Genomic DNA, 18,729 nt, shown 5'->3' with positions numbered 1-18,729 from the left:
GCGCTGAAATGTGGAAATCAGAAATATGACGTGTGAAAATCGCTGAATGTGAAATGTGAAGATACGAAATAAGCTGAGCAGAAACGCTCAATGTGGAATTGCGAAATGAGATTTGCAAAAACGCTAAAAGTAGAAATGCGAAAATTTGATTTGCAGAAATGCGTAAAGGTAACATTCTGCAAATGCGCAAAAGTGAAGACGCAGAAATCTGCTCACAAAAAATGGCTTCTCCGTCCAATAAAGGATGGAGAAGCCGTTTTAATTAGCTATCGTGGCTATTGATTATGAGCAGTTATTCACGACCGAACGATGTTTTGATTTTGCTGCCATTGAACCAATGCTTTCTCTAGACGTTGAACAGCAACAGGAACTAGTTCGGGTGGCGTATGCGTGAAGTTAAGGCGCATTTTGCTTTTGTGAGGCTCCGCTGAATAGAATACCTCTCCTGGAACAAACGCTACTCCGTTTTCCACTGCCAGCGGGAGTAATTCCTTAGTGTTAATCTCTTCGGAAAGTGTAAGCCATAGGAACATGCCGCCTCTTGGTTCAAGGAAATATGCTCCTTCCCAGTTATGTGATCTGAGCTCCGCGGACAGGAGCTTCATACGCGAATGATACTCTCTTGAGATGAGGCGGATATGCTGCTCAATATCAAAATGTAACAGCAGTTCATCTAAAGCACGCTGGTCGATGGTGCTGGAATGCAGATCGGCTGCTTGCTTCGCCTTGGCGATGGTCTTGATTAGTTCGGAATCGCCGATAATCCAACCCGTGCGCAGGGCAGGGGCGACGATTTTGGAGAAGGTCCCTGTGTAGACTACACAATAATCCCCGCCGAAGCTTCTATCGATGGAGGCTAGTGAGGGGGGATATAGAGTTTTATCTTCATCAAAGGTTATTTCTCCATAGGGATTGTCCTCTAGAATAAGAACACTGTAACGGCGGCAGATTTCAACCACCTGCTCGCGGCGCTCTTTACTCCAGGTTGCTCCAGACGGATTGTTGAAGGTCGGAACTGCGTAGAGCAGTTTTGGCCGATGTACCCGAATCTGCTCCTCCAATTGATCTGGCAGAATGCCATGTTCGTCGTTTGGTATCGTATGAATAGCAGCCCGGTAAGAACCGAGTACCTGTAGTGCTGCCAGATAGGTGGGCGCTTCCACAAAAACTGCATCGCCGGGATCCAGCAATATTTTGCATAACAGATCTATAGCTTGCTGTGAGCCTGTAGTCAGCACCATCTCAGAGGATGTAACCGGGATACCTTGCCGGGTAAGTCTTTCAGCGATTTTGTCACGTAGTGGAGTAAAACCCTCGGTTAGCCCATATTGAAGCGCTGAGGTATCGCTGGAGAGCACACGATTATAGGCATCGCGTACGGCCTCCAAGGGAAACAAATCCTCCCCAGGCAGCCCGCCTGCAAGTGAAATGATGTCATTGCCCTGTGTAACTTTTAGAATCTCCCGAACTGCTGATGACCCTAGATGATTGGCTGCCGTTGAGTATTTGATATCCATAAATTAGTTCTCCACCTTTCGATTTGATGCTATCATAATAGGAGCGCTGTATAACAGTAAAGCGTTGAATATAACAGTGGAGGTGAAGGGTTCATGCATATCGATTTGAATCGCAGCGGCAGCAAAACTCTGCCCCATCAAATCAGTGAAACCCTCAGTCAGCGGATCTCATCAGGACTGCTTCAGCAAGGTGTCCGGCTGCCCTCCGTTAGAAGTCTAGCTATAACATTGAACGTGAGTCAGGTTACAGTAAGCAAGGCTTACGATATGCTTGAGAGACGAGGACTTATTTACTGCAGACAGGGCAAAGGCTGCTTTGTAGCCGATCCAACCCATAATAGACGTCACGAAGAGGGTTGCTGGCAGGATTTATATGATGATTATTTGCCGCGGGCTCAGCTTTGGCGGAATTTTGATGTTTCGGAAGTGAAATATCCCTTTCATTTAGCCGCCATCCACAGTGAGCTGCTGCCGCTTCACGATATCGGTGACACCTACACCTCCTTGGTCAAAGAGCAACCGGAGCTTATGGCAACCTACGGGAATTTTCAGGGAGATCTTGAGCTGCGGAATGTCATGAGAGAACATTTGAAATCGCGTGGGGTTTCACTCACTTCTTCCGATTTGATGATAACCAGCGGGACCCAGCAAGGCATTGATCTGGTGGCTCGTACATTTGTTGGTCCTGGAGATACAGTCTATCTTGAGGCGCCTAGCTATACTGGTGCTATTGATGTATTTGCGGGACGAGGTGCAGAGATGATTTTTGTACCTACGGATAGTGAAGGGATGCGGGTGGATGTTCTTACAAAAATGTGTGATCAAAGACCCCCAAAGCTAATTTATACCATCCCTACTTTTCAAAATCCAAGCGGCGTAACTATGAGCATCACAAGAAGGCAACGACTGCTGGAATTAGCGCGCAGCTACCGTTGCCTCATTGTTGAGGATGACCCATTTAGTGATTTATATTTCCATGCACCTCCACCTAGGGCGATTAAATCAATGGATCCCGATGGACATGTAGTCTATATGAAAAGCTTTAGCAAAGTACTTGCTCCTGGTTGCCGAATCGCCTGTGTAGCAGCAGAAGGAAATATTCTGTCCCGGCTGATCGCCGCTAAATCTGCGAGTGACCTAGGAAGTCCCTTGCTGACACAGAAGGCTGTATTACCCTTCATCGCTGAAAAATACGACGCCTACGCAGCACAGCTACGAATTACACTGCGTGGTCGTATGGAAAAGGCGGCGAAGCTTCTGAAGCTGTACGCGCCGCCTGGAGTGAACTATATGCTACCAGAGGGAGGACTTAATCTCTGGCTGGAGCTGCCCCCTTCTCCTGATATCGCAAGCCTGCATGACTTGGCGGAACAGGAGAGCATTTCTTTTTTACCCGGTGATGTCTGTTACTCTGCGGAAACGCCTTCCCGCCACATCCGTCTTTGCTATTCTCAAATGAAGGAACCGGAGATGGAGGAAGGGTTGCAGCGGTTTCTTCAGTTACTTGGCCGGTTTTTGCAATGACACGGTTAAGGGGTGTTCTTTGTTTTTTGTTTTAATTGATTCATTTGCTGGCGTACATGTTGAGGGAAAAGCTGCAATGGGACTTGATTGCCGCTTGCCGCTTGTAGCGTTTTATAAATATCGACCTGACCCCAGCCAAAATATTTATCATGGCCGGAAGTTCCCAGATCCACAGCGTTTTTGGTCATAAGGTCCATAACTTCCTTATTCGTCAGATTAGGATTTAGTGAACGTACCAGACCCGCCAGCGCAGCGACATGGGGACTGGCCATTGACGTGCCGGATAAAGCGGCATATTGACTGTCCGGATAGGTGCTTGCGATGCTTTCTCCGGGTGCAGCGACATCAATATAATCGCCGTAGTTGGAGAAGGAGGCTTTTTCCCCTGAAGCATTTGTAGCAGCCACTGCAATCACTTCGGGATAAGCTGCAGGGTATCCAGGCCGCTCTGTATTATCATTGCCTGCTGCAGACACAAGCACGATGTCCCGGTCATAGGCGTATTTAATCGCATCATGAAGGAACTGAGAGTCGGCATAATTCCCTAAACTTAAGTTAATAACCTTTGCACCATTGTCAGCTGCCCATATGATACCTTCTGCTACGGAATAAGTCGTTCCGGCACCTGAGTTATCTAGCGCTTTTACAGGGAGGATCTTATTGTACCAGCTGATGCCAGCTACACCTTCCCCGTTGTTAACAAGTGCGCCAATGATTCCAGATACATGTGTACCGTGACCTACATCATCCTCGGGTGTGGAACCATTGGTAATGGCATTATAACCAGTTAAAAGCTTACCTTGTAAATCAGGATGATTAATCTGTACTCCCGTATCCACCACGGCCACAACCACTTCTTTGCTGCCTTTGGAAAGATTCCACCCTAGCTCGGTTTCAATCGCCGGGAGGTTCCATTGGTAAGTGGAGAATAACATGTCGTTAGGAGTGACAGTTCCTTCAGCGTTTTTAGTGATGGTATCATTGGTTAAATACATATAGTGAGGTTCCGTATATTCGGGATGCCATTTGTTGGTGAAATAGGATTTGAGCTGATAGTAGGTCATCTTCTCAGAGCGAAAGATATAGGCATATCCCAGCTTGCGTGGCTGCTTGCAGTGGATATCGGCGGTTATCGTCTGGAGCTGTCCTTGAGTCGGAGCATTTCCCTGAAAACGGACTACAATTTCATTCTCATAAAAATGGCTGGCATTTTCGTTATCATGGCCTGTCTTGACCGTAATGTCCTTTAAGTTATCGGTATGGACTGATTCCACATGGTATTTGCCTTCCTTAGGATACGGAATGAGACGCAGGTTCTTCAGCTGATGGTCTGCCACACGCCCAAGCACCTTTTGGTTGATAAGTGCAATAATCCCTACATTTTTTTCTTTGTTCCGCTGAGCGATAAAGTAATATTTTTCTTTACAGATTGTAAACGTTGGAGATTCATAGGATTGATGACCGTGGATTGCTGATTTTGTCGTATTGAGATATTTTTGAAGCTGCTTGTTCTCCTGTTCGGTTCCTTTTGGAAAAGATGACTTAAAGGTCTCAGTCTTTTGTGTGCGAAAATCGATCCACATCAGCATGGAGATAAACCCGTGGTCTTGCTGCAATCGTTTCGCATACACTGATTTATCATGAATCGAAGACATCCCGTCTGTTTCAGACAGGAGTTTAGTTAAATGTCTACTGACATCGACTCTATTCAGATGATCTGTCGCCTCCACATCCTGGCCTAAGGAGGTTTTCTTTAATGTTTTTTCCTGAGAGGGATTTGGAGGTGAATGCAAAGCTGAAGTTGGAACCGGATTCTGAACAGCGACTTTAGCGGCATCTCTGGTCGTCCCATTAGTGGCAGGCCGCAGGGCAAAGGTAAGTAACCCAACTGTAAAAGCTGCTGTAACCAAACCTGCAACTGTTAGATTTTTTCGTGACATGATTTCCGCTCCTCTATGCAATGTAATGTCTATAGGTTTAGAAGAGAGCGTATCTTTTATGCATCTTAGAAAAGGATACCTTCCTAACGTTTTTTATGATAATATCAGAGAGAATAAGTATCTCGAATTGTCTTCTTGATTGTGTAAGAGATACCTCATTAGATGTTGTTCTTAATAATTGTTCAGAAGGTTAGACTTCTCTGTGTTCACATCCTGATATTGCAAGAATAAAGAGATACGTCCTTAGGGCGGTTTCTTTCAGAGGATTAACTTTATTGACTACAAGAGCAGGGAATAATAAGGAGGAGCAACCGCTATGTCAGCAGCCAATGTGCAGAAATTATGTGAATCGACGAGAGATAAACTTAAAGTGGTAATCGACAAAATGGAAGTATTTCTAAATGAGCATGCATTGCCTCAGCTTGTAGTTGAGGGAGATGAGGAAACTGTACAATTTTACCAAGGTTTTCTGTCCGATCTTCGTCATCTATTAGTGTTCTCAGAAATGTCATATGAGAAATTAGGCGTTGCGCTGCGTCGTGCGACATTCGATGAATCTTTTGCACAGAAAGCGCTTTATAATGTATATCACTATGGCGTGAACAACTTCTTTTATCCGAAAAATGAAAGCTATTCTGAAGATGGCCGTTACGCGTATACTGGTCAGGATGCAATCCGTTTCCGCAAAAAGCCAGTACGTCCCGCACGTGATATCATCCTAGAAATCACCAAAACGTATGAAGATCTTCGCGATGATCTCATTTATTATGAGAACGACTATTTGACCGAGAAACGTATGCAAAATCAGGTTTAACTTCTAAATAGTGATCTAAAGGGATCAGCACTTTGTCATTTTGTAATGACGATGAGCTGGTCCTTTTTTGCGTGGATTGAAAGCCTGTCTCGATACATCAACTGGAAACCACTCTGTCGAATAGCGGGTAAATGGAGCGGACATAATGAAGCCGAGGTGATAATTATGTCGAGTGAAAAACCATTAGTAAAATGTAGCGTGAGCAATTGTCATTATTGGGGCGAGCATAATTTATGCCGGGCTGAAGAAATTGTCATTGAGATCGATAAGCACGTAGGCAATGGTTATAAGGAAGAATATGCTGAAGAAATGACGAATGAAGGTCACCGCGATCATGCCAGTACATCATCTGCAACATGTTGTCTGACGTTTAAGCCGAACGCTTAGGAGGCCGCCAGAATGGACACAGAAAAGGATAATGAATCAAGCTCATCACGGGAACAATCCGGTCCGAGAAAAGTCACTCTTCGTCCGCGGAGAGTGGACTATCCTCGTCGGGACAGAGAGCATCGCGAAGAATACGCTGCTGAGGTAAATCCGGTTCCAATGCAGGTACGGGATGCCCCGCGTATAGTGGAAGAGCGCAAGGACAGTGAAGCGGAATATAGTGGAAGCCGGGTAATGGGGTATGTTGGACTGGGGATGGGAATCGCCTCATTGTTCATCTGGTCCTTTATTCTCGGACCCATCGCTGCCGTAGTTGGTTATTATTCCTATGTCAAAGAGCAAAAAACGCTTGGGGCATGGGCAATGGGCTTAGGGATTGTTGCGACACTAAGCTACTTCGTGATGATTCCCTTTGCGCGCTAAAAAGAACTGAATGGATTTGATCTAAACAGGCTTTTAGACCTAAATATCAGGGTCTGAAGTCTGTTTTTTCATTCCAACATATAGCAATAATCTCAGATAAAATGTAAGATTAAGCCGTAATTCATCGAAATTTCAACGCGAAACCTTATATATGATTCGAGTAGGACAAAAAAAGGAGTGCGCCAGCATGCAGATCAATCCCGCTGTAACCGACGGGTTAGGGCAGCTTAAATGGATCAACCTTAAGGCTACAACCGAAAAAACTAGCTCCGCGAATGGAAATGAACGGTCAACGGGGGTTTCAGCTTCTGGATTTGCGACAATGCTTCAGGCAATGTCAACGAGTAGTGAAAGTTCAAGCTATTTGACCTCTCTCCCGGATGCAACTTCAGTCAGCAGCTTGTTATGGCAGCAGATAGGTGGGACAACAGAAACCTTCAATAACATAATTTCCGGGGAAATAACGGGTTCTACACCTACAAGCTATGATGATCTCATCCAGAAGGCGAGTGCTAAATATGGCGTGCCGATTGATCTGATCAAAGCAGTGATTGATACTGAATCTTCGTTTAATCCTAATGTGGTCTCTTCGGCAGGGGCTAAAGGTTTAATGCAGCTTATGGATGGCACCGCGAGCGGCTTAGGGGTTACTGATTCGTTCGATCCGGCGCAAAACATTGATGGCGGCGTACGTTATTTATCTTATCAACTGAAACGCTTTGGCGGAGAGGAAAAGATGGCACTTGCAGCGTACAACGCAGGGCCGGGACGGGTAACAGATCTTGGAGTAACCAATGATCAGGAATTATTGGAGAAACTTAGCCTGCTTCCAAAAGAGACACAGTCTTATATCTTCAAAATAGAACGCGCTCGCGCTCAATACGCGGTATAATAAAAAGGATCAAACGGGAAACACCGTTTGATCCTTTTTCGATAATAAGTTCACTCAACGAAGTAAAGGAGACATTTGACATATGCTTTACTGGGATTATGCCGCCGCTACACCGCCCTATGAAGAAGTGGTGCAGACGATGGAACAAATTATGAAGCTGCATTATGCGAACCCTTCCTCTTTGCACCGTGCGGGCAGTGAAGCGGGTAAGCTGATCAGACGGTCGCGTGAAGTATGCGCTGCTGCTTTATCTGTACAACCGCAGGAGATTCTATTTACTTCTGGTGCAACGGAAAGCAATAATTTGGCGATAAAAGGCGCTGCTCTGCAATATCAGTCTAGAGGCCGCCATTTGGTAACTACAGAAATAGAGCATCCCTCTGTATATGAGAGTTTCCTGCAATTGCAGCGAATGGGCTGGGAGGTTACTTTTGTAGCACCCGATAGCACTTGCGTTGTTGATCCTGAGCGCGTAGCTGCTGCTGTCCGGCGCGACACAGTGCTTGTTAGTGTGATGCATGTCAATAACGAGATTGGAACGATACAACCGCTTAAAGAGATGGGTAAGCTGATTAAAGCTGTGAATCCGCGAACCTTATTTCATGTAGATGGTGTTCAGGGATATGGTAAGCTTGCAGTTGATCTAAAGGATTGGCAGGTGGATCTTTATAGCCTGTCTCCTCATAAGCTTCGAGGCCCACGTGGAGTGGGATTACTGTATATCAAAGATGGAATTAAGCTATTCCCATTGCTTACAGGGGGCTCTCATGAAGAAGGACAACGCGCTGGAACTGAAAATGTACCTGCGATTGTCGCATCCTCCAAAGCTATCCGCATGAGTGGTGAGCAGCGCGAAACCTTCGTTGCCCAGTTGGTTCCACTCCGATATCGATTATTACGCTTCTTGCGCACCGTTCCTGAATTTGTTATAAACAGCAGAGAGGATGGAGCTCCCCATATTGTGCATTTCTCTTACCCTGGCATGAAGGGAGAGGTATTCGCCCGCAAGCTGGAGGAACTGGGGATGGTAGTCTCCACCCGCTCGGCTTGCTCCTCACGACTGGCTGAGCCTAGTCGTGTGTTATTGTCTATGGGTAAAGATGTCTCCAGTGCTTTAGGTGGGATTCGTATTAGCCTTGGCGACAGTCATACAGATGAGGATGTCTCTGCGCTTGAGCAAGCATTAACCAGTGCGGTACAAGCTTTAAAGATTGCTGAAGGAGGAATGAAGTAACAAATGAGCATGATGAACAAGGAATCTGCAGAAGGCAGAGCCCATAGTATAGAATACGCTGATATGCTGCTCCTGCGTTTTGGGGAGTTTACTTTAAAGGGCAAAAATCGTACCCGATTTGAAAAAACCGTACTGCGTCATGTGAAGGAATTGATTAAGCCTTATCCAAACGTAGTTCTGAGCAAGGAATTCGGAAGAATTTACGTGGAACTGAACGGGGAATCTGCGATTGAATTGGTACAAGCACTGAAGAATGTCTTTGGCATTGCTTCTGTCAGTCCAGTGAAGGTTTCTAAGTCAGAGCTTGAGGATATTGTAGCGGTAAGCCGTCAATTTTTGGAGATAATCGCGCCTGCTCCGGGCACCAGATTTAAGGTTAATGCTCGGCGGGTATGGAAAGAGTTCCCTTACGGCTCCATTGAGATGAATAAACTGATCGCGACACCACTATTGCAAGGATATCCTGGCCTCACCGTAGACGTTAAATCGCCTGAATTAGAGCTGAGGGTCGAAATTCGTCAGGGACATACTTATATTTTCTGTGAAAATATTGCCGGTGTAGGTGGATTTCCATTAGGCACTAACGGAAAAGCGATGTTATTGCTGTCCGGTGGCATTGATAGTCCCGTAGCAGGCTGGTCATCCATGCGGCGCGGACTTGAAGTGGAGTGCGTGCATTTCTACAGTTATCCTTATACAAGCGAGCTTGCTAGACAAAAGGTTGTGGATCTTGCGCGGGTATTGTCACGTTATGCGGGTGTAATCAAGCTGCATCTGGTACCCTTTACAGAATTGCAGACTTCCTTTACCGGCATCGGCCAGGATAATCTGATTATTACACTGATGCGGCGGGCAATGCTGAGAATTACTACCCGGCTTGCTGAGCGCGAAGGTGCATTGGCGATTGTAACCGGGGATAGTCTGGGACAAGTCGCTAGCCAGACCTTGCCAAGCATGAACGTGATTGGCCGGGCGACAACCCTCCCCCTTCTGCGTCCGCTGGTAATGATGGACAAAAGTGATATCGTGGACCTGTCGAAGAACATCGGCACCTATGAGTTGTCTATCCTTCCTTATGAGGATTGTTGTACTTTATTTGTTCCAAAATCACCTACAACAAATCCGAATTTACGGATTGTGGATAAGATAGAGGCTACGCTTCCGGGATATTCTGAACTTCTGGAAGCGGCGATTGAAGCCACAGAGACCGTGTTAATCACTCCTTATGGAGATGAGAAGCCTAGTGATGTTGTAAGTGTCGAGGCGGGATTACAGGAAGAATGGTTCTAAAATAATAAACCAAAAAACTGCCTTGGAGTGTAGTGAAATCTACGTTCTGAGGCAGTTTTTTGTGGTTTAGACGATTGTGCCCTCCTGAGGCTCTTCTGGTTTTGATTGGCGTTTCCAATGTCCCGCTGCCAAGATACCTATAATGATCACGATTATAAACAGATATTTGAGCAGCGGATGATGATCAAAAAATGGCGCAAGCTGATGTTCATCTGTCATCATACTTGAAGCAGTAAAGCCTAAGACAGCAGAACCAATATAAATGATCCATGGATATTTGTTGATTAATTTAATAAAAAGGGTACTTCCCCACACCACGATGGGAACACTGATCAGCAGTCCTATGATAACCAGTGAGATATTATGCTTGGCAGCTCCGGCAATGGCGATCACATTATCAAGGCCCATGGCAGCATCAGCTAAAATGATTGTACCTACAGCGGACCACAAGCTTTGACCTGCCTTGATATCTGTTGAAGTGTTCTCACTGGTTAACAGCTTATAGGCAATCAGAATGAGTAAAATCCCACCGGCAAGCAGTAACCAGGGGATTTTCAACAACCATACGACCAGAATCGTTGCGAAGATCCGCAACACTACAGCGCCTGCTGTTCCAAATACGATAGCCTTTTTTTGCGTGTCGGACGGTAAATTACGCGCTGCAAGTCCGATCACAATGGCATTATCTCCCGCCAGAATAAGATCTAGAAAAATAATGTTGAGCAGCGATAATATAAACTCCCAGATGGATGTATTCAAAGCGAAGTCACTCCCAAGTTTTGTTAGATTGAGCTGCAAAATATGCTTAGTTTTGTATACGCAAAAAAAGGAGCCAACATGCGTTCACGCTCAAAAAAAGTTGGACAGGAAGCATAGCTTGTCATTTCCGAACATACAAGTAGTTACATGTGACTCGGGGAGGTAAGTGCGAATGGATTCATTATTGCTCCTTGGTGAAATATTGATGATCAATCTGGTGCTGAGCGGAGATAATGCAATGGTTATCGCAATGGCCAGCAAGGATCTTTCGGCGAAGCACCGAAAGACTGCGGTATGGTGGGGCTCAGCAGGCGCAGTTGTTCTGCGGTGTTTGCTTACTTTTGTTGCGGTATTGCTATTAAAAATCCCTTATATTCAGGCTGGAGGGGGGATGCTGCTGCTATGGATAGCGTTCAAGCTGCTGTTGGAGGAAGAGGAGGATCTCAGAGTAAGGGAATCTTCCTCAGTCTGGAAAGCAATCCGAACGATTCTTGTAGCGGACTTTATTATGAGCCTGGATAATGTACTAGCCATTGCGGGAGTAGCTAAAGGAGATTTAGCTTTAATTGTCATCGGGATTGCTCTCAGCATTCCGATAGTAGTGTGGGGAAGCGGCATCATTGTAGGCTGGCTGCACCGGTTTCCAGTGCTCGTATTTATCGGTGCTTATATACTGGCGTTTACAGCAGGGGATATGTTGCTTCAGGATGCAAAATTAGGGACGATGCTCTCCTTTTTATTCCCCTCCTTACATTCCTTTTTGCCCATTGCCTTAGGCATATTAGTTGTGGTTACGGGAGCAATTAAACGCAGAAAAACATCTGCAGGTTAATAAACTGCAATAAAAGGCAATACTAAACGGACATCTCCATAAATTGGAATTGTCCGTTTTTTTTGCGCGATCAGAAGTGCTTATAGACACTGATTAATCACAGGGAGTGATGGCATTTTGTGTATGTTTCGGATAATATATGAGTAAGAATCCTGTCGCTTTCAGGCTATAAGGTGACGAGGAAATGAGGTAGACGTGAAATTGAAGGGATGGGTGAAGGATGTCTTCAAAGAAAGATATACAGCTAGGAATTTTTATTGTTGCTGCTGGCATCGTGATTTTATTAGGTAAGCTGGGCGTCTTCGGATTTTTGGGCCGCGCGCTTTGGCCTCTAGTGATTTTAATTCCAGGAATAGTGCTGCACATGTTATTTTTCAGCCGTCGTGCTTCGGCCTCAGTATTGGTTCCTGCTGGGATATTAACGGTGTACGGTTTGTTGTTTGGCCTTTGCAATATTTGGGGATGGGGGCTTATGAGTAACTTATGGCCTGTGCTGTTGCTTGGTCTTGCCGTGGGCTTGTATGAATATTCTATCTATGAACCAAGACGGACGGGTGGACTGTCAGCAATTGCTGTAACATTAGGCTTACTAAGCCTTGCACTTTGTATTTTCAGCCTTATGGGCACCGGCGCGATCTACCTGATCGGGATTGTATTAATAGCTGTAGGAATTTGGCTGATTACAGGTCGAGGCAGAGCACGTGGCCGGAATAGATGGTATCGAAGCTAATTGCTGTAGGATCTTGTGAAAAAAAACGGAAATTGGTAACTGTTTTTTCATAAAAAGACTTGCTTTTCATGGTACTTTCACTATAATATTAATGTTATGTTGAAGCGTCGGCTTTCTGCCTGGCGCTTCTTTTGTGAGACTGCCGTGACATGCTATGAATTTTAACTGTTTTAATTTGATAAATGAGAGGATTTGGATACAAATCATGCATTCAAGAAAAGATATTCGCAACATTGCGATCATTGCCCACGTTGACCATGGCAAAACAACACTCGTCGATCAGCTCCTTCAACAATCGGGGATCTTCAGCGCCCATGAGCACTTGCAAGAACGTGCTATGGACTCTAATGATATCGAGCGGGAACGTGGAATTACAATCCTAGCTAAAAATACAGCAATTACTTATAAAGAGTTTTTGATCAACATTGTGGATACACCTGGACATGCTGACTTCGGTGGCGAAGTAGAACGGATCATGAAAATGGTTGACGGTGTATTGCTGGTTGTTGATGCTTATGAAGGCTGCATGCCGCAAACGAAATTCGTTCTGCGTAAAGCATTGGAACAAAAACTTACACCGATCGTTGTCGTGAACAAGATTGACCGTCCAGCTGCTCGTCCTAAGGAAGTTATTGATGAAGTGCTCGATTTGTTCATCGAACTTGAAGCAAATGACGAACAATTGGAATTCCCGGTTGTTTATGCATCTGCTCTTAATGGTACATCAAGCATGGATCCTGAGAAACAAGATGAAACGATGCTTTCGCTCTACGAAACCATCGTTGAACATATTCCAGCTCCAACCGAAAGTGTTGAAGAACCGCTTCAATTCCTCGTAACGTTGATGGATTATAACGAATACTTGGGTCGTATTGCGATTGGACGTGTTAACCGCGGTGTGATCAAACAAGGTCAATCTGTAACAGTTATTATGCGTGATGGTAAGAGCAAAACTGCACGTATCGAGAAATTGTTCGGCTTCCAAGGTTTGAAACGTATTGAAACAGAGCAAGCGGGCGCAGGGGATATCGTTGCTATTGCAGGGATCAAGGACATCAACATTGGTGAGACCATTGCTGATCCTGCAAACCCTGAAGCACTTCCGGTTCTGAAGATTGACGAGCCAACCATGCAAATGACATTCCTAGTGAATAACAGTCCTTTTGCTGGTAAAGAGGGTAAATGGGTAACTTCCCGTAAACTACGTGAGCGTCTCTTTAAAGAACTTGAAACAGATGTGAGCTTGCGAGTGGAAGAAACTGATAGTCCTGACGCATTTATCGTTTCTGGACGCGGTGAGCTTCACCTTGGTATTCTGATCGAGAATATGCGTCGTGAAGGTTACGAAATGCAAGTTTCTAAACCACAAGTAATCATTAAAGAAATCGACGGTGTCAAAATGGAGCCGCTTGAGCGTCTAATGATTGATATTCCAGAAGAAAGCATGGGCTCTGTTATGGAGAGTCTGGGTACTCGTAAAGCCGAAATGGTCAATATGATTAACAACGGTACGGGTCAAGTACGTCTGGAGTTCCTGATTCCTGCACGTGGTTTGATTGGTTACAACACTTACTTCTTGACTTTGACACGCGGTTACGGCGTTATGAACCATGCTTTTGACAGCTATGCTCCACTGGTTGCTGGTCAAGTTGGCGGACGTCATCAAGGTGTGCTTGTAGCAAGTGAGACTGGATCAACAACTCAATACGGAATCGTGGGTGTTGAGGATCGTGGTATTCTCTTCTTGGATGCAGGTACAGAAATTTATGAAGGTATGATCGTAGGTGAGCATACCCGTGATAACGATATTATCGTTAACATCTGTAAGGAAAAAGCACTTACCAACATGCGTACCTCAGGCAAAGATGATACTGTAAAAATGAAGACACCACGCACCTTCTCTTTGGAAGGCGCACTTGAATATTTGAACGATGATGAATATTGTGAAATTACACCTAAATCCATTCGTTTGCGTAAAAAGATTCTGAACAAAGGCGAACGCGAACGTGTAGAGAAACAACGTAAAACAGCACAAGCCAACGCGTAAACACATGCTTATGAATAAGACCGCCGGATTATTGCATCCGGCGGCTTTTTTTAATATAAGAAACAAAAAATTCCCCTACTGATGATATAATGTAAACGTATCTTAAATTTGGGAGGAGTGCGGTTATCTATGCAGGTGTGGTTCGCTGAGCATCCAATCGTCGCTTATATTGTTATCTTTATATTGCTTACTTTTGTTTATAATCAAGTCTTTCGTGTGAATCAAAAGTTATCGATTGGCAAGGAAATCATGCTCTACATAATGATGGCGATTGGCTCTGGCATGCTCCTAATTTTCCAACATGATAAGCTTCCGATTATCCAATGTCTGTTGGTTGCTGTCGGATTAATGCTGATGGTACGGATACGTTATATAGTAGAAGCTCGACAGAAGAGAAAGGCTGCGGCAGCAGCGAAGAGATCGTAATCGCAACTTTTGTACCTTAAGGATCGTCTAATTAATGTAGCAATTCTAATTCTAAATGAAATGAAAAGGACTTTATTCTATTATGAGTACAAGAAACAACGGTTTACCTCCAAGAGCAAACGGGCAACAACCTACTAATAGAAAACAGCCTGTGAAGGGTGTTTCTAAGAAAAAAACGAAAAAGAAAGTGAAAAAGAGAGGTTTTTTTGGCAGATTAGTTAGAGTATTGTTAACTTTGCTAATTATTGCGATCCTCGGCGTGCTGGGTTATGGCGGTTATCTGTATTGGAAGCTTGAGCATGGCGTATTTAATGCAGGGGTTGAGGGTACGGTTGCTCCAGGGCAATCTGCTTCAGAAAAGCCACTGACGATGCTTATACTGGGAACGGATAACAGACCTAAACACGAGTCTTATTTGACTGACGTAATCATGGTTGCAGCACTTAATCCTAAGACCAAATCAGCGACTATTGTTTCGCTTCCTCGTGATACCTATGTGGAGCTAAGCGGCTATAAGAAAACGAAGATTAATGAATTTTATGCTCGCTTCAAGGGTAAGGAGAAATCCTCCGGTCTACTGGCTGAAGACGAGATGAAGACGATGATGGGTAAGTATTTGGACATTGATGTAGATTATACAACGATTCTTGATTTTCAGGGCTTCCGGGATGTGGTGGACGAGCTTGGGGGAGTCGAAGTAAATATTAGTGAAAATATGTGTTATACAGACACTGTGGACGGCACGAATATCAATCTGAAAAAGGGTCCGGCAGAGCTGGATGGAAAAAATGCATTGGACTATGTGCGGTATCGTAAATCCAATTGCAAGCCTAAGACTAACGCTTCAGATGATTTTGATCGCAACAAACGCCAGAACGAAGTCCTGAACAGTCTGGTGGATCAGATGCAATCGCTTGGTGGCGTATTAAAAATCGGCAAGGTGCTTGATGCAGTGGACAGTAACATGAAGACAGATATCGAAAATTCGCAAATCAAAGATATGATTGCGACGTATTGGAAGATTTCCAAAGAGAATATCGAATTCAAGCCGGTTACTGGAACGTGGCGAAGTCCATATGTATATATTAATGATGAGGAGTTGGAGGCCGCTAAGAAAAGCTTGCAGGATCGAATTGCAGGAATTTCCACTGGAGCTGATTCGACAACTGCTGAGACGCCTTGAGGACCTTAATATCTTCCATAGCTAAAATTGAATGCAAGTTTCAGCCTGTGCTATAATATAATAAATCGAATGAATTAACGTCGCATAGGGGGCCAGTACTTATGTCCGAAGCCGTTGCTCAGCTGAATGAAACTTTGCTATCGATGCTGCAATCGGAAACCTTTGTTCTTCTAAACACAGTTGATGCGGAGACAGGCGGTCCAACATCCACAGCTATTTCGTGGCTTTATGCTGTTAGTCCTAGTACTGTGCGTTTGGCTATTGATCATCGTTCAAGACTTGTGAATAATATGAAGGTTAATCCATTAATAACTATAACTGTGTTTGGTGAAGGAACTGTTTATGCCATAAACGGTAGTGCTGCTGTAAGGCAGGACCCGCTAGAGGATGTTCCCTTTAAGATGTGCTGTTTTGATGTTGAAATTAAAGCGGTCCGCAACGCGCTTTTTTACGGCGCGCAGCTTGACTCCGCCCCAAGATATGCGAAAGTTTATGATGGACGTGCCGCTGAGAAGTTGGACGGACAAGTATTTGCTGCCATGAAAAAAGCCTAGTGAAAATATCACTGGGCTTTTTTTGAATTCTAAGGACTTCTTTTGTCCTTTATCCACTACTGTGCATTTCTTTGCGGCTTGGTATCCTCTGGCAGCTGTGGCATGATTCGTCCGATAATATCAGCCAGCTCGGATGAGAATCCGGAAATCGGATGTCCCTTGGAGATATGGCGGCTCATTTCCGCTAATCTGCTGGAGAGATCCATATCCGCTGTGACAAGCGCCCGTACACTTCTTGGGTCTTTGCGGATAGCTTCTGCTACAGAATATTTGATGCTTCCTACACGTGAGCGGCCTAGAGAACCTTCTACATCAAGACCAACAATGGCAACTTTGTTCATGACTACACAGTGTGCGCCATTTACACCGGGAACTCTTTTGGCCAACTGTTCAAAATGATCCTTAAGTGCAATTTCATTTTCTCCATTAACATTGACGGCTTGACCAGCTTTTGAGGTGGCTTTAGGATTAGTCGCACCATCATTGGACAATTGCCGAACCTCATGGTTCCCCGTACCCTTTACAGCATTCGCAGATTGTTTATTCTGAGGAGAGGGTGATGTCTTTTTATTAGCGATACCGCAGCTTGTCAGTAGCAGCAGTACCAGCAACAGACATATTGATTTTCTCATATGTGATTACTCCTTTCAGCCAATGAATCGTTTCTGTACCTTATCTTTTCCCTTGGCGGAAAGAGTTATGTATGATCAATCAAACCAGGCGCTGTGGAGGGGATAATATGAACAAGATATTTGTGCTAGATACCAACGTGCTTTTGCACGACCCCAAATCAATTTTCTCTTTCAAGGAGCATGAGGTGGTTATTCCGGCTGTTGTGCTGGAAGAAATCGACTCCAAGAAGCGCAATGCTGACGAAATCGGTCGGAATGCCCGTACGGTATCCCGATTGCTCGATGGACTCCGGGAACTAGGTCATCTGCATAGCGGTGTGGAACTGGAGCATGGAGGCAAGCTGAAGGTAGAACTTAACCATCGCAGTTTTGTGAAGGTACAGGAAATGTTTGGTGAGGTGTCTAACGACAATCGGATTTTGGCTGTTGCGCTCAATTATTTGAATGAAGAGAATGAGAAGCCTGATCCGCGTCCCGTTGTGCTTGTGAGCAAGGATGTACTGGTTCGTATTAAAGCGGATGTACTTGGAATTACGCCAGAGGATTATTTGTCAGATCGTACTGGAGACTTAAATGAACTATACACTGGTTACCAATCTCTGCAGGTGCATCCCGCATTGATTGATGAATATTATAGTCACCGCTCTCTGACGGTAAAACAGCTCGCGTTGTCGTATCCGTTGTACCCTCATGAATTTGTGATTCTCAAGGATGAGATTGGCACTGGCAAATCAGCTCTTCTAAAAGTGAATAGTGATGCCACACGTCTGGAGCCACTCTATCTGGGCAATGATTCGGTTTGGGGGATCAGCGCCCGTAATGCTCAACAACGAATGGCACTGGAGCTGCTGCTAAATGATGAAATCCCGCTCGTAACGATCACGGGTAAGGCTGGGACAGGGAAGACGTTATTGGCGCTTGCAGCCGGACTATTCAAAGTGGAGGATGAACATAAATACAAAAAATTGCTTATCGCCCGTCCGGTTGTTCCTATGGGTAAGGACATTGGTTACTTGCCCGGTGAGAAGGATGAGAAGCTTAGACCCTGGATGCAGCCTATTTATGATAATCTGGAATTCCTGTTCGATACCAAAAAAGCTGGCGATATCGATAAAATCTTAATGGGGTTAGGCAGTATACAGGTAGAAGCCTTAACCTATATTCGCGGCCGTTCAATCCCATCACAGTTCATTATTATTGATGAGGCGCAGAACCTTTCCCGTCATGAGGTGAAGACCATTGTCTCCAGAGCGGGAGAAGGAAGTAAAGTCATTCTAATGGGCGATCCGGAGCAAATCGATCATCCATATCTGGATGCTGCGAGCAACGGACTGAGCTATATCGTCGAGAAGTTTAAGCAGCAAGGGATTAGCGGACATATTACTTTGGAAAAAGGTGAACGTTCCCGCTTGGCGCAATTGGCCGCGGATCTACTCTAGCCGTTCATGAATCCAATTTTCAGCCGGGAGAAGCAAACACTCCCGGCTTTTTCCTGCCCGCCCGGAAACGGCAGAGGAATTTAGGAGGTTTTAGAGCGTTTCACCC

General features: G+C 45.0%; 18 protein-coding genes. 14 read left to right on the top strand and 4 right to left on the bottom strand.

What is annotated here, in order from left to right; translation table 11 throughout:
* Positions 1–296 precede the first annotated feature (296 nt).
* A complete protein-coding gene (locus NSS82_RS25175) occupies positions 297–1,517 on the bottom strand; it encodes an aminotransferase-like domain-containing protein (RefSeq protein ID WP_038572889.1) in 1,221 nt (406 codons plus the stop codon).
* 93 nt (positions 1,518–1,610) lie between these two features.
* On the opposite strand from NSS82_RS25175, the gene pdxR reads away from it, so the two are divergent.
* Positions 1,611–3,041, top strand: a complete 1,431-nt coding sequence (pdxR, locus tag NSS82_RS25170; RefSeq protein ID WP_076272662.1) for a MocR-like pyridoxine biosynthesis transcription factor PdxR — start codon at positions 1,611–1,613, stop codon at positions 3,039–3,041.
* Between the two features lie 5 nt (positions 3,042–3,046).
* On the opposite strand, the gene NSS82_RS25165 is transcribed toward pdxR, so the two are convergent.
* Complete coding sequence (locus NSS82_RS25165) at positions 3,047–4,981, bottom strand: S8 family peptidase (RefSeq protein WP_076272661.1); 1,935 nt, start codon at positions 4,979–4,981, stop codon at positions 3,047–3,049.
* 316 nt (positions 4,982–5,297) lie between these two features.
* On the opposite strand from NSS82_RS25165, the gene NSS82_RS25160 reads away from it, so the two are divergent.
* The 6 genes from NSS82_RS25160 to thiI all read left to right on the top strand — a co-directional run bounded on the left by NSS82_RS25160 (position 5,298) and on the right by thiI (position 10,021).
* Positions 5,298–5,795: a YpuI family protein gene (locus tag NSS82_RS25160; protein ID WP_036683764.1), complete on the top strand. Its 498-nt coding sequence runs from the start codon at positions 5,298–5,300 to the stop codon at positions 5,793–5,795.
* Positions 5,796–5,840: 45 nt separating this feature from the next.
* Entirely contained in the window at positions 5,841–6,182 is a 342-nt protein-coding gene (locus tag NSS82_RS32735) for a DUF1540 domain-containing protein (RefSeq protein ID WP_370510525.1), read from the top strand.
* Between the two features lie 12 nt (positions 6,183–6,194).
* Positions 6,195–6,605 carry a hypothetical protein gene (locus NSS82_RS25150; RefSeq protein WP_256718519.1) on the top strand — a complete coding sequence of 137 codons (411 nt, stop codon included), beginning with the start codon at positions 6,195–6,197 and terminating at the stop codon, positions 6,603–6,605.
* A 187-nt stretch (positions 6,606–6,792) separates the two neighbouring features.
* Positions 6,793–7,497, top strand: coding sequence for a lytic transglycosylase domain-containing protein (locus NSS82_RS25145; protein ID WP_038572880.1), 705 nt, complete (start codon positions 6,793–6,795; stop codon positions 7,495–7,497).
* An 82-nt stretch (positions 7,498–7,579) separates the two neighbouring features.
* Positions 7,580–8,731 (top strand): cysteine desulfurase family protein, encoded by a 1,152-nt coding sequence (locus NSS82_RS25140; protein ID WP_076272660.1) that lies wholly within the window; start codon positions 7,580–7,582, stop codon positions 8,729–8,731.
* Positions 8,732–8,734: 3 nt separating this feature from the next.
* Positions 8,735–10,021: a tRNA uracil 4-sulfurtransferase ThiI gene (gene thiI / locus NSS82_RS25135; RefSeq protein ID WP_081386609.1), complete on the top strand. Its 1,287-nt coding sequence runs from the start codon at positions 8,735–8,737 to the stop codon at positions 10,019–10,021.
* Between the two features lie 66 nt (positions 10,022–10,087).
* Here thiI and NSS82_RS25130 read toward each other — a convergent pair whose 3' ends face one another.
* The gene (locus tag NSS82_RS25130; RefSeq protein ID WP_076098540.1) at positions 10,088–10,780 is read right to left on the bottom strand and encodes a TerC family protein; all 693 of its coding nucleotides are present in this window, start codon (positions 10,778–10,780) and stop codon (positions 10,088–10,090) included.
* A gap of 172 nt (positions 10,781–10,952) precedes the next feature.
* On the opposite strand from NSS82_RS25130, the gene NSS82_RS25125 reads away from it, so the two are divergent.
* The 6 genes from NSS82_RS25125 to NSS82_RS25100 all read left to right on the top strand — a co-directional run bounded on the left by NSS82_RS25125 (position 10,953) and on the right by NSS82_RS25100 (position 16,552).
* A complete protein-coding gene (locus tag NSS82_RS25125) occupies positions 10,953–11,612 on the top strand; it encodes a TerC family protein (RefSeq protein ID WP_036683728.1) in 660 nt (219 codons plus the stop codon).
* Positions 11,613–11,832: 220 nt separating this feature from the next.
* Complete coding sequence (locus tag NSS82_RS25120) at positions 11,833–12,342, top strand: hypothetical protein (protein ID WP_036683726.1); 510 nt, start codon at positions 11,833–11,835, stop codon at positions 12,340–12,342.
* Positions 12,343–12,547: 205 nt separating this feature from the next.
* Positions 12,548–14,389 carry a translational GTPase TypA gene (gene typA / locus NSS82_RS25115; RefSeq protein ID WP_036683723.1) on the top strand — a complete coding sequence of 614 codons (1,842 nt, stop codon included), beginning with the start codon at positions 12,548–12,550 and terminating at the stop codon, positions 14,387–14,389.
* Positions 14,390–14,518: 129 nt separating this feature from the next.
* Complete coding sequence (locus NSS82_RS25110) at positions 14,519–14,815, top strand: YlaH-like family protein (protein WP_036683721.1); 297 nt, start codon at positions 14,519–14,521, stop codon at positions 14,813–14,815.
* Between the two features lie 82 nt (positions 14,816–14,897).
* Positions 14,898–15,998, top strand: a complete 1,101-nt coding sequence (locus NSS82_RS25105) for an LCP family protein (protein WP_076222920.1) — start codon at positions 14,898–14,900, stop codon at positions 15,996–15,998.
* A 101-nt stretch (positions 15,999–16,099) separates the two neighbouring features.
* Complete coding sequence (locus NSS82_RS25100; RefSeq protein WP_036683715.1) at positions 16,100–16,552, top strand: pyridoxamine 5'-phosphate oxidase family protein; 453 nt, start codon at positions 16,100–16,102, stop codon at positions 16,550–16,552.
* 56 nt (positions 16,553–16,608) lie between these two features.
* Here NSS82_RS25100 and NSS82_RS25095 read toward each other — a convergent pair whose 3' ends face one another.
* Entirely contained in the window at positions 16,609–17,184 is a 576-nt protein-coding gene (locus NSS82_RS25095; protein WP_036683713.1) for a YhcN/YlaJ family sporulation lipoprotein, read from the bottom strand.
* 107 nt (positions 17,185–17,291) lie between these two features.
* Between NSS82_RS25095 and NSS82_RS25090 the strand changes: the two genes are divergently transcribed.
* The gene (locus tag NSS82_RS25090; RefSeq protein ID WP_076103780.1) at positions 17,292–18,623 is read left to right on the top strand and encodes a PhoH family protein; all 1,332 of its coding nucleotides are present in this window, start codon (positions 17,292–17,294) and stop codon (positions 18,621–18,623) included.
* Positions 18,624–18,729 lie beyond the last annotated feature (106 nt).

This window comes from Paenibacillus sp. FSL H7-0735 (genome assembly GCF_038008505.1).
Lineage (GTDB): Bacteria > Bacillota > Bacilli > Paenibacillales > Paenibacillaceae > Paenibacillus_AQ > Paenibacillus_AQ odorifer.
This window is presented reverse-complemented; position numbering and strand designations above follow the sequence as displayed.

What these genes read in the sequence shown, in the direction of transcription:
- NSS82_RS25175 (WP_038572889.1), bottom strand. Translation starts at nt 1,517, where the DNA reads ATGGATATCAAATACTCAACGGCAGCCAATCATCTAGGGTCATCAGCA.
- pdxR (WP_076272662.1), top strand. Translation starts at nt 1,611, where the DNA reads ATGCATATCGATTTGAATCGCAGCGGCAGCAAAACTCTGCCCCATCAA.
- NSS82_RS25165 (WP_076272661.1), bottom strand. Translation starts at nt 4,981, where the DNA reads ATGTCACGAAAAAATCTAACAGTTGCAGGTTTGGTTACAGCAGCTTTT.
- NSS82_RS25160 (WP_036683764.1), top strand. Translation starts at nt 5,298, where the DNA reads ATGTCAGCAGCCAATGTGCAGAAATTATGTGAATCGACGAGAGATAAA.
- NSS82_RS32735 (WP_370510525.1), top strand. Translation starts at nt 5,841, where the DNA reads ATGACGATGAGCTGGTCCTTTTTTGCGTGGATTGAAAGCCTGTCTCGA.
- NSS82_RS25150 (WP_256718519.1), top strand. Translation starts at nt 6,195, where the DNA reads ATGGACACAGAAAAGGATAATGAATCAAGCTCATCACGGGAACAATCC.
- NSS82_RS25145 (WP_038572880.1), top strand. Translation starts at nt 6,793, where the DNA reads ATGCAGATCAATCCCGCTGTAACCGACGGGTTAGGGCAGCTTAAATGG.
- NSS82_RS25140 (WP_076272660.1), top strand. Translation starts at nt 7,580, where the DNA reads ATGCTTTACTGGGATTATGCCGCCGCTACACCGCCCTATGAAGAAGTG.
- thiI (WP_081386609.1), top strand. Translation starts at nt 8,735, where the DNA reads ATGAGCATGATGAACAAGGAATCTGCAGAAGGCAGAGCCCATAGTATA.
- NSS82_RS25125 (WP_036683728.1), top strand. Translation starts at nt 10,953, where the DNA reads ATGGATTCATTATTGCTCCTTGGTGAAATATTGATGATCAATCTGGTG.
- NSS82_RS25120 (WP_036683726.1), top strand. Translation starts at nt 11,833, where the DNA reads ATGTCTTCAAAGAAAGATATACAGCTAGGAATTTTTATTGTTGCTGCT.
- typA (WP_036683723.1), top strand. Translation starts at nt 12,548, where the DNA reads ATGCATTCAAGAAAAGATATTCGCAACATTGCGATCATTGCCCACGTT.
- NSS82_RS25110 (WP_036683721.1), top strand. Translation starts at nt 14,519, where the DNA reads ATGCAGGTGTGGTTCGCTGAGCATCCAATCGTCGCTTATATTGTTATC.
- NSS82_RS25105 (WP_076222920.1), top strand. Translation starts at nt 14,898, where the DNA reads ATGAGTACAAGAAACAACGGTTTACCTCCAAGAGCAAACGGGCAACAA.
- NSS82_RS25100 (WP_036683715.1), top strand. Translation starts at nt 16,100, where the DNA reads ATGTCCGAAGCCGTTGCTCAGCTGAATGAAACTTTGCTATCGATGCTG.
- NSS82_RS25095 (WP_036683713.1), bottom strand. Translation starts at nt 17,184, where the DNA reads ATGAGAAAATCAATATGTCTGTTGCTGGTACTGCTGCTACTGACAAGC.
- NSS82_RS25090 (WP_076103780.1), top strand. Translation starts at nt 17,292, where the DNA reads ATGAACAAGATATTTGTGCTAGATACCAACGTGCTTTTGCACGACCCC.